General features: G+C 71.0%; 11 protein-coding genes. 6 read left to right on the forward strand and 5 right to left on the reverse strand.

The features are described 5' to 3' along the window. A partial coding sequence (locus tag D7Y11_RS37815) for a glycosyltransferase (RefSeq protein ID WP_233607524.1) occupies nucleotides 1–945 on the reverse strand: 945 nt, incomplete at its 3' end. Between the two features lie 452 nt (nucleotides 946–1397). Here D7Y11_RS37815 and D7Y11_RS37820 point away from each other — a divergent pair. Beyond that, nucleotides 1398–2297, forward strand: coding sequence for an alpha/beta hydrolase (locus D7Y11_RS37820; RefSeq protein WP_233607525.1), 900 nt, complete (start codon nucleotides 1398–1400; stop codon nucleotides 2295–2297). On the opposite strand, the gene D7Y11_RS37825 is transcribed toward D7Y11_RS37820, so the two are convergent. Next, a complete protein-coding gene (locus D7Y11_RS37825) occupies nucleotides 2284–3096 on the reverse strand; it encodes an arginyltransferase (protein WP_126936105.1) in 813 nt (270 codons plus the stop codon). The two genes, D7Y11_RS37820 and D7Y11_RS37825, sit on opposite strands and share 14 nt — an antisense overlap. 176 nt (nucleotides 3097–3272) lie before the next feature. On the opposite strand from D7Y11_RS37825, the gene D7Y11_RS43565 reads away from it, so the two are divergent. The 3 genes from D7Y11_RS43565 (at nucleotide 3273) to D7Y11_RS37835 (ending at nucleotide 6026) form a co-directional block, all read left to right on the forward strand. Continuing rightward, entirely contained in the window at nucleotides 3273–3443 is a 171-nt protein-coding gene (locus tag D7Y11_RS43565) for a hypothetical protein (protein WP_158624551.1), read from the forward strand. A gap of 262 nt (nucleotides 3444–3705) precedes the next feature. Next, complete coding sequence (locus tag D7Y11_RS37830) at nucleotides 3706–4566, forward strand: glycosyltransferase (RefSeq protein ID WP_120580656.1); 861 nt, start codon at nucleotides 3706–3708, stop codon at nucleotides 4564–4566. Between the two features lie 56 nt (nucleotides 4567–4622). Continuing rightward, entirely contained in the window at nucleotides 4623–6026 is a 1404-nt protein-coding gene (locus D7Y11_RS37835) for a pyridoxal-dependent decarboxylase (protein WP_233607526.1), read from the forward strand. Between the two features lie 8 nt (nucleotides 6027–6034). On the opposite strand, the gene D7Y11_RS37840 is transcribed toward D7Y11_RS37835, so the two are convergent. Both D7Y11_RS37840 and D7Y11_RS37845 read right to left on the reverse strand, forming a co-directional pair. Beyond that, on the reverse strand, nucleotides 6035–7354 hold the full coding sequence (locus D7Y11_RS37840; protein WP_172814884.1) for a carbamoyl-phosphate synthase: 1320 nt from the start codon (nucleotides 7352–7354) through the stop codon (nucleotides 6035–6037). 303 nt (nucleotides 7355–7657) lie between these two features. After that, complete coding sequence (locus tag D7Y11_RS37845; RefSeq protein ID WP_126936110.1) at nucleotides 7658–8476, reverse strand: class I SAM-dependent methyltransferase; 819 nt, start codon at nucleotides 8474–8476, stop codon at nucleotides 7658–7660. A gap of 287 nt (nucleotides 8477–8763) precedes the next feature. Here D7Y11_RS37845 and D7Y11_RS37850 point away from each other — a divergent pair, with 287 nt between their 5' ends. Further along, a complete protein-coding gene (locus D7Y11_RS37850; RefSeq protein WP_126936107.1) occupies nucleotides 8764–9372 on the forward strand; it encodes a hypothetical protein in 609 nt (202 codons plus the stop codon). 130 nt (nucleotides 9373–9502) lie between these two features. Next, nucleotides 9503–10495 (forward strand): hypothetical protein, encoded by a 993-nt coding sequence (locus D7Y11_RS37855; protein ID WP_169822042.1) that lies wholly within the window; start codon nucleotides 9503–9505, stop codon nucleotides 10493–10495. Here the strand turns inward: D7Y11_RS37855 and D7Y11_RS37860 are convergent. Then, complete coding sequence (locus D7Y11_RS37860) at nucleotides 10450–12042, reverse strand: MBL fold metallo-hydrolase (RefSeq protein WP_126936108.1); 1593 nt, start codon at nucleotides 12040–12042, stop codon at nucleotides 10450–10452. The two genes, D7Y11_RS37855 and D7Y11_RS37860, sit on opposite strands and share 46 nt — an antisense overlap. Nucleotides 12043–12171 lie beyond the last annotated feature (129 nt).

A 12171-nucleotide genomic window follows, 5' to 3' on the forward strand; every position in this document is an offset into this window, starting at 1 on the left:
CACCAGCACCCCCGCCCGCCCCCCGTCCAGGGCCTCCGAGGGGCCCGAGGGGCAGTCCGTGCTGACGATGGGGCAGCCCAGCGCGAGCGCCTCCAGCAGCACCATGGGCAGGCCCTCGAAGCGCGAGGACAGGGCGAACGCCGTGGCCCGCCGCATCAGCGCGTGCGGGTTGTCCGCGTAGCCAGGCATGAACACGGAGTCCCCCACGCCCAGTTCCGCGATCAGCGCCTTGAGCTCCGCCTCCAGCGAGCCCACTCCCAGGATGAGCAGGTTCGTGTCCGTCCCGGCCGCCTTCATCCGGGCGTGCGCGCGGATGAGCATGTCGAAGGACTTCTGGGGCTCCAGCCGTCCCACCGCGATGACCACCGGCTTCTTGAACACCGGAACGGCCCACGCGGGCAGGGGAGCGTCCGCCGCGGCACGGATGCGGGCCGCGTCGACGAAGTTGGGGATGACCTCCATCCGCTCGCGGTCCACGTTCACCAGCTCCGCGAACGCCTTCGCGGAGTCGTAGCCACACGCCACGATGCGGTCCATGCCCGGGTAGAGCACCTTCAAACCCCAGAGCTGACGCTTCGGCTGCTCGCGGTGGAAGGCGCCCCAGTCGAAGTGCACCATCCCCAACACCGGCTTGCCCAGGAGGGCTCCCGCCATCCGCGCCAGCAGGGCCGCCCTGCCCTCCTGCCCGGAGACGATGATGTCCGCCTTGCGCGCTTCCTGGAAAAGCCGCCAGAGCATCCGCGGCAGCTCCCAGCGCCGGTAGGCCTCCACGCCCACGCCCCAGGAGATGGGCACGTCCGCGGGGATGCGCCCACGCGTGTCCGGCGGCGGCGGCCCATGGTGGAAGAACAGCGAGGGATCGAACCGCTCCCGGTCCAGACCCGCCAACACGTTGCACACGGAGCGCTCGATGCCCCCCGTCCCCATGAAGACGAGCGTGAACAAGACGCGCCGCCGCCCAGGGGCCGGAACCGCCATCTCTTGCCGCGCCTGCAGTTCCAATGTCTGGGATTCCCGGTAAGAAACGATTTTCTGACCTCCTGCCCGGCGAACGCGAGTCCGGCGAGCCCACCCCTGGAGCTGAGGGTTGATCATTAGCCCACGCACCTTGCGATAGGTAGCGAAGGTCATCCGGCGCCGCCACCCAGGAGACAGTTGAACGCCGTTCGTCCGGTGGATCTCCCGGGGGCGCCCACGCCATTTCGTGACAGCGGCCATCACCGGCCCGCTGATACATCGTTGAAACACCCGGAGGGCGTCCTGCCGGGCGAGTTCCACCACTGACGCGTCAAGAGGCGCCGGACGCGTCAGGGGACGGGGTTCACCGCTTGGGGACTCAACGAGCCCGGGGGCCTGCCAGGAACGGGATTCCGGGTATAGGCTCACAATTCATCCTCGTGAAAAAACCCATCCACCTCCAGCCCGCCCGTTTCATCGCGCTCGCCCTCGTGGGCGTGCTCGCGGTGGCGGCCTTCATCGCGTACCGCAGCGTCCGCACCGCACACGCGGTACTGCACCCCGCGCGCCAACCGTTGAAGCCGGTGGCGGAGGGCGCGCTCGCGGAGCGCACGGACGTGGTGTTGCACACGCGGGATGGCCTGACGCTGCGTGGATGGTACGTGCCGTCGCGCAACCACGCGGCGGTGGTGGTGATGCACGGCTTCGCGGAGAACCGCACGCAGATGCTCTTCGAGGCGGAGGTGCTCTCACGCGCGGGCTACGGCGTGTTGCTCTTCGACTCGCGCGGCCACGGCGAGAGCGAGGGCGACCTGGTGACCTGGGGCGACCACGAGCGCCAGGACCTGCGCGCGGCGGTGGACTTCGTCTCGCACCGCGACGACGTGGATCCATCCCGCCTGGGCGTGCTGGGCTTCTCCATGGGCGGCACCACCGCGATGCTGGAGGCCCTCGATGACGAACGCCTCAAGGCGGTGGCCGCCGCGGGCGCCTACCCGTCGCTGGAGGCGGACACGCGCTACAGCTACGGCAAGTGGGGGCCGCTGAGCGTCCAGCCGGTGCTCTGGACCCTGCGCCTGTCCGGCGTGGACGTGGACGCGGTGGACCCCATGAAGCGCCTGTGTGATTTGAAGGGCCGGCCGCTGCTGCTGATCAACGGCGACGTCGACGAGTACGCGCCTGCGTTCCTCCAGGACGCGCTCTTCCAGGCCGCTTGCGAACCCAAGTCCTACTGGGTGGTGCCCGGCGCGCACCACGGCGAGTACGCGAAGAAGGCCCCGGAGGAGTACGCGAACCGCCTGCGCGGCTTCTTCGACGCGGCGCTGCTCAGCGGTTCCTGAGCACCGCCTCCGGGCCCACCAGCTCCGGCGCGGGCGCGTCCGCCGCGGCTTCTTGCGCGTCAGCCGCGGCACGCCACTCGGGGGGCGCGTCCAGCGCGGGGCGGCCCTCCAGCAGCTCATGCGGGCGGAAGCCGGCCTTGTAGCGCAGCGAATCGCACGCCAGCACGCGGTAGCCCAGATACACGTAGGGGATGCCCCGCTCGCGCGCCAGCTCCACCTGGAACAGCACGCTCGCCTTGCCCAGGGACAGCCGCCCGTAGGCCGGGTCGTAGAAGAAGTACACCGCGCTCCATGCGTGCGGCGTCTCGTCGCACAGGCCCAGGCCCACCAGCTTCGGGCCCGCGGGGTCGCTGTCGTCGTACCAGGCCACCTCGCGCGCGGACGGGTGCGGGAAGGCGAACTGGAACGAGTACTCGCGCGCCCCCAGCTCGGACGACTCCCAGTCGCGGGATGACTCACGGTCCGCGTGCCACGCGCGGTACAGCGCCAGGCGCTCCTCGTCCACGCGCGGCGGGCCCACCTCCACACGCAGGTGCGCGCACGCGGCGCGGGCCCGGCGCTGGCTGCGGTTGGGCGTGAAGCCCGCCACCGGCACGCGCAGGGACACGCACTCGTGACACGACGCGCAGGCAGGCCGGAAGTACTGCGGACCGAAGCGGCGCCATCCGCGCACCAGCAGGTGCTCGTACTCCTGCGCCGTCACGTTGCGCATCAGCAGCGTCTCCAGGGACGCCTCCCGCTCCGGCAGGTAGCTGCACGGGCGCGGATCTTCGATTTCGTGTGCCAGCAGGACGGCCATCGGTGTTCCCTTCCTGTCGGCCCCAGGCTCCGGCGTCAAGCCATGCCTGCCCGTCCGGCGACCCACCTCTCGTCGGAAACGACCCGTTGGTGAGGGCCGTTTCGTATCCAGAAGTGGCACACCGACTGCAAGTCCCCGGCTGAAGCCGTACCGCTTGCGGAAGAGGACGAACGCACATGGCCCGCGAGGAACTGCATCCCGGATGGCTGCCGCTGGACCCCGAGGAGGCCGACGGCCCCCTCTCGGGCGACGCCTTCTTCGAGGAGGACGACGCCTTCCACTCCGCCCCCGGAGCCGACGCCATGGACGACCTGGACGCCTTCGATTTCGCCGTCGCCAGCTACTGAAAAACCCGTGGCCAGCGAGCCACGGTGTGGCAGCCCTGTCGCGATCCGACTGTCATTTTGTCCGGTCCGCCCCCTGAAGGGGCCGTAGAAACTTCCGACAAACCGCGAGACGGCCTCCCGCGTTCGCTTCCCCGGACAGCAGGCGGGTAGCGCCGGACACAGGGTCCGAGGCGCAATGCCCCCGGGTGGCGGAATGCCCCACGCGCGGAGGGGCTCGGCTCGCTTCTCAGTCGTGGGGGGCCACCGGTATAAACCGGGGCCTATGTCATCAGTCGACGTCTCGGTGGTGATGCCCACGTACAAGCGCGAGAAGGACGTGGTGGAGGCCATCCACTCCGCGCTGCGTCAAGAAGGCGTCCAGGTAGAGGTCATCGTCCTGGATGACTCCGCGGAGGGCACGGCCCGGGACGCGGTGCAGGGCATTGGCGATGCCCGCGTGCGCTACTTCAAGCAGGAGGTGCCGTCCAAGGGGCGCCCCGCGCTGGTGCGCAACCACGGCGCCACGCTGGCGAAGGGCCGCTACCTGCACTTCCTGGATGACGACGACATGCTCGCCGACGGGGCGCTCAAGTCGATGGTGTCGGCGCTGGACGCGCGGCCGGACGCGGGCGTGGCGGTGGGCTGGGTGGTGCCCTTCAGCGAGGACCCCGAGTGGCTGGAGGACAAGAGCACCTACTTCGAGCGCGTGGCGCAGGTGGGGGCCACCACGCCCAACAGCGCGTGGACGGTGGCGCACATCCTGTTCCTGGGCACGCTGTACGTGAACTCCGCGTGCATGGTGCGCCGCGAGTACTTCCAGCCCCTGGGCGGGTTCGATCCGAACATCCCCGTCTACGAGGACGTGGACTTCTACATGCGCGGCATCCGCCGCTACGGCCACGTCTACGTGAACCGGCCCATCCTCAACTACCGGGTGGGCAAGCCGTCGCTGATGAACGACCTGGGCAAGACGGGCGCGAAGGTGGAGAAGTCCGTGGCGGAGTCCAACGCCATCATCCACAATAAGTACCGGCGCGAGCACGGCGAGCTGGAGTACCGGCTGCTGCAGCTGGCCACGCGCGCGCTGAAGGACCGCTTCGGCCTCACGCGCTTCCTCCCCCTCAAGCTGCCTGGCGTTTCCTGAAAGGGCCCCACACCGTGAGCCTGCGTCGTCGTCTCGTTGGAACCGCAAAGCGCCAGTTGAAGCAGACCCTGGGGCCCGTCGTGCAGCGCGCGATGGCCCCCGCCCGCGCCTTCCTCCCCCCGGAGACGTGGGGCCTGGAGTCGCGCGCCGGCCAGGGCCTCTTCCTGGAGGGCGTGTCGCTGTCCCAGCTGGCCACTGAGTACGGCTCGCCTCTGCACGTGGTGCACATGGCGGCGCTGCACCGCAACGCGGACGCGTTCCAGGCGGTGCCCCCGGGCGCGGCGGCCGGCTGCGAGGTGTACTACTCGTACAAGACCAACCCCGTGCCGGGCGTGCTGTCCGCGCTGCACGCGCGCGGCGTGGGCGCGGAAGTGATTTCCGCCTATGAGCTGTGGCTCGCGCTCAAGCTGGGCGTGGCCCCGGAGCGCATCGTCTACAACGGCCCGGTGAAGTCGGAGGCGTCCATCCGCGAGTCCATCACCCGGGGCCTCGGCCTCCTGGCCGCGAACCACCGCGAGGAGATGGACGTCTTCTCACGGCACGCGGCGGAACTGGGCAAGCGCCCGCGCGTGGCCGTGCGGGTGACGACGATGTCGGGCTGGAACTCGCAGTTCGGCACGCCCATCGTGGGAGGCCAGGCGCTGGCGGCGTACCGGCAGGCGATGTCCTACGGCAACCTGGACGTGGTGGGCCTGCACGCGCACCGGGGCGAGCTCATCCGCACGGAAGCGGAGCTGGAGGGCTTCGTCGGCGCGGTGCTGGACTTCGCGGACGAGCTGCACCGCGAGCTGGGGTTGGAACTGGAGGTGCTGGACCTGGGCGGCAGCCTCTGCACGCCGACGGTGGAGCACATCGAGCAGCGGGACTGGCGGCTCAACCTCACCTTCCAGCGCGACCTGCCCGCACCGGACTTCGCGGCGGCGCTCTCCATCGAGCAGTACGTAGCGAAGGTGGTGTCCCAGGTGGAGGCGCACTACGCGAAGCAGGGCCGCAAGCGCCCGCGCATCTTCCTGGAGCCGGGCCGCGCGATGACGGGCAACACGCAGCTGCTCCTGGGCCGCGTGCACGCGCTCAAGGACGGCGGCGAGCGGACGTGGGCGGCGCTCGACATGGGCATCAACCACGCCGAATGCGTGCGCAACGAGTACCACCAGCTCTTCCACGTCGAGCAGCCGGCCGCGCCCGCGCACCGGGCGTACACGGTGGTGGGCCCCGTCTGCACCCCGGCGGACACGCTGTACCACGCGGTGCGGCTGCCGGAGCTGAAGGTGGGCGACACGCTGGCCATCATGGACGCGGGCGCGTACTTCGTGCCCTTCGGCACGTCCTTCTCCTTCCCGCAGCCGGGCATCGTGGCCGTGGAGGACGGGAAGGTGCGCAGGCTGCGCCGGGCGGAGACGCACGAGGACCTGATCACCTTCGATGATCCGGTCCCCGCGGCCCCTCGCGCCGCGGGCTGACGGCCCTTTCAGCGGTTGAAGACCATCATTCGCAGGAAGGCGCGGGGGTGGCGCGCGGCCCCATAGGAGATGGTGGCCAGTTCCACCGCCGCGGGCATCATGTCGTCCCGGTCGATGAGCGGATCCACCGCCGTCGCCTTGTGGGTGTTGAACCACTGCCGCCACTGCCGGGCCTCGTCGGCCGGCAGCGCGCCGGACAGCCGCTGGAGGTTGAGCAGCATCTCCAGCGCGATGCGGTTGCAGAACACCGCGTCCTCGTGCGCGGCGCTGGCGTCGCGCGCGTCCTCCACCGCGCGCTTGAGCGCGTCCCGGTCCCCGGTGGCCGCGTGGTACGCGAGCAGCGGCAGGGGCAGCCCCCGCGCGATGTCGAAGCCCATCTGCCCGTAGAAGCGCGGGTTGAAGTCAATGAGGAGGTACGAGTCCTTCGTCTGGATGAACTCCACCTCGAAGACGCCGTGGTAGCCCAGCTTCTTGCACAGCCGGGTGAGGCCCGCGACCAGGTCCGGGCGCAGCGGCGAGGACTCGAAGCAGACGCCCACGCCCAGGCGGCGCGGACGCTGGAGGACCTTCATCGCGGCGCGGGCCTCGAAGAGCTCGCCGGACTCATCCACGAAGCCGGAGAGGCTGTAGATGCCCTCGGCGGCCTCCGGGTGGAACTCCTGCACCATGGGGTTCACCACGGCCGGGTCGAACTTCACGAGCATGGACGCGTAGGTGTCTCGCGCGAACTCGCGGTACTCGCGCGCCAGGTCGTCCGGAGAGGCCACCGGCTGGCCCTTGCGGTGCGTGGCGTGGAGGATCTGCGTGGTGGGCTTGAGCAGCACCGGGAAGCTCGCCTCGCGGCGCACCTGCTCCAGGTCCGCTTCCGACTGGGGGAACCAGGTGCGCGGCAGGTTCAGGCCCACCTCCGTGCCCACTTCGTAGAGGCGGCGCTTGTTGAGCAGCCCGTACACCGCGTCCACGCCCGGGTCGTAGAGGTGGAAGAGGTCCTCCAGCTTGGAGCGGTGCGCGGAGATGAGCCACGCCAGTTCGTCGCTCGTCGGGTAGAGCACGTGCTTGACGGGCTCGCGCAGGCCGAAGTCCACCAGCCACTGCAGGAAGGCCTCCGGCTGGGACTCCGGCGGGCACTGCACGCGGCGGCTGACGAAGCGCGAGTAGCTGGCCGGCCCCAACCGGCCGGTGTCCGCCACCGTCACGTCCACGCCGTGGCGGCCCAGACAGCGGGCGGCGGCCAGGGTGCCGTAGAAGTTGGCGGAGAACAGCAACGCGGGGGGCCGGGTCGCGATGGCGGCCGCGGGGGCCTCATCGGAGTAGGCGGCCTCTTCCATCTCATGCTCCAGTTTCACGGGGTCGCCCTCGCGGCGCGGGCGCGCGGAGGAACGACGGGATTGGCGGTGGGGACGCTGCGCGTGACGACCCCGCCCGAGCTCGGAGGTCGACGGGCCGGCGGCGGACGAGGTGCTTGCCATCAGCCCCGCGGCGAGAAGCGTCAGAAGGTGCCTGTTCATGTCGAGCCGTCTGCCTCTGGCGAGTCGGGGGGACGCCGGAAGCTCAATTCCCGACAGAATACCTTTTCCGGTGGCGCTTGGGACCGGCCCCCGCACGATTGCACCTCCAAGGAGCAACCGGGCTCACGCCGGAGTGCCGCCGGGCGGGCTCCAGCGCAGACAGCCCCGGGTCAGGAGCCACGCGTCGGTGGCGACCCCAGGGGTCATGCTCGCGAGGCGCACGACGGACTCGGCGAAGGCGTCCGCGGGCGCGGTGTGGCCTTCCGCGCGCGCGGCGTTCCAAGCCGCCTCCCATGCCTGGAAGAAGGCGTGCATGGGGTCGCCAGGGCGGACGCGGCGGCGCAGGTCGCGGGGCAGCCAGTCGCGCAGGAGCAGCGGCGCGAAGCCCCGGGAGAAGTCGGTGTGGAAGAGGAGGCCCTCTCGCGTGGGGGCTTCCGCGTCCGGCGTCCGCCGCAGCAGGTGGGCCACCAGCACCGCGCCGTCCGTGTCGGAAGAGCCCTCCACGAGCAGCCCGCCGGGCACCAGGTGCCGCGACATCGCGCGGTGGGCCTCCGGGATGCGCTCCGGCGGGCCCTGGCGCAGGAGGTTCATGGCGCGCACCAGGCGGGCAGGTTCGTCCGGTGACAGCGGGAGCGCGAAGCCGCCCTCGCGGAAGTGGGTGCGCGCATCCGCGTGGTTTCTCGCGGCGTCCGTGGCGCGCTCGGGGTCCAGCTCCACGCCCACCACGGACAGCTCCGGGTTCAGCGCGCGGAAGGCGGTGGCGCTCTCCAGCGTGGTCCACGGGTGTTCACCGAAGCCCACGTCCACGAAGACGGCGCGGGCCCAGGGGCCGTCGTCACGCGTGAGCAACGTGGCCTCGAACTGGCAGAGGTACGCGTCCAGTGCGCGCAGACGCCCACGCGTGGTCCTCCCCCGGGTGCGGGTGTCCAGCTCCTGAGCCATGGGCACGACATGGGCGCTCCGGGCCGGGGACGTCAAGGGTTCCCCTCCGGTTGTAGCGCGGGAAGTCATCGCCGGGCGCTCGCCGTAACACGGCATGTCACAACTTCTGTCACAAGCCTTGTTACATCCGGAGGCTTTCCCTCTGGAGCCGGGTGGAACGCGGCCGTGAGAGGGATTGGCACCACTGCTGCACAGGGGAGCCGCCGGTGCCGAGGTCCCGTGGCATCCGCGACCGCAGTCCCCTCCTGGAGATTGGTTCCCCGTCCCCCATGATCACTTCCAGCTTCATGCGCTCCTCCCTCGTTGCCGCCCTCCTCCTCTCCGGCTCCGCCTTCGCGGGCGAGTCCAAGTACGCGTCGGCCGCCGCGGCCGCCTGCACCGAGCTCAAGAGCGAGCTGTCGCGTAGCGCGAAGGAGCAGGGCCTCGCGATCGACGAGGCGGAGATCGGCACCCACACGTCGGAGCAGGCCACCGTCGTGGCGACGAGCATCGCGGGCTTCGACAAGGTCCCCGCCACGGAGTACGCGAAGGGCGTGGACGCGGCCTTCGTCTACATCGACTCCGAGGAGGCGGGCATCCCCGCGGGCAACTACCGCGTGAGCATCCGCGCCAACCCGGAAGACATCAAGGTGGGCAAGTACAAGGCCATCGCCAGCCTCATCGACAAGGACGGCAAGGAGGTCGCGCAGCGCGCGACGGTCATCGAGACCTTCCCCTCGGCGGTGAAGTCCGCGCGCTACGGCTCGCCGATGAGCGTGGGCATCCAGCAGCACACCATCAACGACTGGAACCTCACGCGCTTCCGCAAGACGATCATCGTCGTCATCGTGCACTCGTGGGGCGTCACGGTCATCGACCTGTTCGGCACGGACTACAGCAGCTACTACGGCTTCTAGTTCCGCGTTCCGCCGCCGGGAGCCTCGTGGGTTCCCGGCGGTGCGATTTTCGTCCCGCCCGCGGCGCACCTAGAGTGCGGGGCCTGTGAGCCCTCCGTCCGCGACCTGCCCCCGCTGTGGCGCCCCCCGCGTGGCGGGGCCCGAGTGCCCGGCGTGCGGCGTCATCTACCTGCGCGCGGAAGTGCGCGCCGCCACCCAGCAGGCCGAAGCGCGCGACCGCGAGGCCCGAGAAGCAGTCCAGCGCGCGGCCGAGGACCAGCGGGCCGCCCTGCGCGAGGCCCTGGAAGCCCACACCGTCCCCACGTTCGTCTCACCCCTGGTCGCGGCCCAGCCCGAGCCGGACCCGGCCATGGAAGGCATCACCCTCCACGGCGAGCACACCGGCGACGAGGGCCGCCTGGAGGCACGGCTGCGGCTGGCGGTGCTGCCCGTCGCGCTCGGCATCGCCTGGCTCGCGGTCCGTTCGCCGGGCTTCCAGGGGCTCCTGCGCATCTTCTTCACGATGCCGGTGCACGAGCTGGGACACGCCGTCACCGCGTGGTTCTGCGGCTTCAGCGCCACGCCCACGCTGTGGGTGACCCACGTGTCGGACGAGCGCTCGACGTTCATGACCGTCGTGCTGTCGGGGCTGTTGGGCGCGCTCGTGTGGCAGGGCTGGAAGCGCCGCCGGTGGGCGTGGCTGGGCGTGGGCGCGGGGCTCCTCGCGGTGCATTGGACGGGCAGGTTCGTGCTCACCCAGACCCAGGCCCAGGCCCTCTTCTTCTTCGGCGGCGACGCGGGCCTGATGGTGTTGGGGGCGCTGCTGATGGCCACGTTCTACGTGCCGCCGGGCCACTACCTCCACCGGCATCAGCTGCGTTGGGGGTTCCTCGTCATGGGCGCGGCGGCGTTCATGGACGGCTTCGAGCAGTGGTGGGCGGCGCGCAGGAACGTGGACCGCATCCCCTTCGGCCGCATCGAGGGCGTGGGCCTGAGCGACCCCAGCGCCCTGGTGGAGACCTACGGCTGGACCGTCGGCAACATCATCCGAGGGTACGTCACGCTGGGCATCGTCTGCCTCGCGGCCCTGGGCGTGCTCTACCTCGTCTCCCTCTGGCGTGTCCGCGACGTGCTGCGCGGCTGAGGCGCTGCCTCGCGCCAATTCCCGAAGGGCCACTCGAAGCCCGGCGTGCTCAGCACCTCCGGCTTCCGCGCGCCCCGCCAGCGCAGGGCTTCGCCGGGCCGCATGAGGAGCGCTTGCGGCCCTTCGCCCTGCTCCTTCCGCACCTGGGCCAGCCGCTCCGGATACGGATCCGCGTCCGGGTTCTCGTCCATGTTGCTCGCGCCTTCGACAGGCTCGCCCGGATAGCCGGCGTAGCGAGGGCCCATGCCCTCGCGCCAGTACCAGGGGGCGCCGCCGTCCGCGCAGGGCACCACGTAGCGCGCGCCCAGGAGCGCGCCGTAGCGCAGCGCCTCCTCCGGGCCCGCCATCAAGCGCTGCGGCGTGGTGAGCGCGTCGCGCGGCACGTTGACGAGGAACGCATCCAGCGTGGTGAAGCCGAAGAAGATGGGCGGCAGCCGGAAGCCGCGCACGCCGCAGAAGAGCACGTCCACCGGCCCCTGCTGCTTGCGCACGCGGCGGCACACCGCGTCCATGTCCCCGCGCACGTCATGCCCTGCGTCCGCGAAGAAGGCGGCGGAGAAGTCCTTCGAGCGCACGAGCCACGTGTTGCCCTCGTTGTAGAGGTCCGGGTGGGGCCCCTCGCCGTCGGTGGGCTGCTCGCCGTGGAAGGGCAGCGCGTGCACCGTCACGTCGCCCACCTGCCGCGTCTCTCCCCAGCGAAGGGGCTCCACGTGCGTGAAGCCCAGCTGCTTCAGCCGCAGCGCGCAGTCCGTGGAGAAGAGGCTTTCGCGAGCCACCGCCGGCACGAAGATGCGCGTGTCGCGAGGCAGGGGCAGCAGCGAGCCCAGGTGGAAGTGGTCCCCATGTGAATGGGTGATGACCACCGCGTCCACCCGGCCCAGGTCCGACGCCTGCAATGAACCATAGCCGGGCAGGTCCGCCTCGCCCGTGGGGCGGAAGTACGGGTCCACCAGCACGCGCCCTTCCCTACCCGACACCAGCACCGTGTTGTGCCCCACGAAGAGGGCCCCCGGTCCCGGCACGTCCACCGGCCCGTCATGGCGCACGAGCCAGCCTGCCTGCGACAGGTCGCCGAGCAGCTCGCCCACGACGGGCACGGTGGCCAGCGCGCGCAGCTCTTCACGGGTCGCGCCGCGAGCGAGCGACGCGAACAGGTCCGCCACCACGGGCCAGTCCTTCGCGCGCACCGGAACGTCCAGCCCCAGCGAGTCCTGGCGCAGGTGCAGCACGCGCGGGCGGTGGCGCAGCGGATCCGGGAAGAGGACGTCCTCGCGCAGCACGCGCCGGCCCATGCGCCGCTTCGTGCCCTGGCAGAGCGCGGCGTAGCGGGGCGTGTCCTCCAGCCAGCGGATGAGCGCGTCCGCTTCGCGCAGGGCGCCCTCGCGGCCCAGCGCGGCGATGTGGCGCTTCAGCGGCACCTGCGCGCGGCGCACGGGGCGCGCGGTGGGCCCCTGGATGCTGCACCCCAGGTCCTCGTGATGGTCGGCCTCCGTGCGGGCGGAGGCGAGGACGGCCAGGCTGACGCCTCGGTGCAGGGTGAATCGCATGCGTGCGACGTCGCATGGCGCCCTGGCCTTCGCAAGGGGTTGCGCTTGCGACCGGCCGCCGGGCTGCCCGCGACCTCTCGGGTTGTGGGCGCCCCATGGAGGCCGGTACCCTCCCGCGCACCCATGGCC

The organism is Corallococcus sp. AB018, assembly GCF_003986945.1.
GTDB classification, from domain to species: domain Bacteria; phylum Myxococcota; class Myxococcia; order Myxococcales; family Myxococcaceae; genus Corallococcus; species Corallococcus exiguus.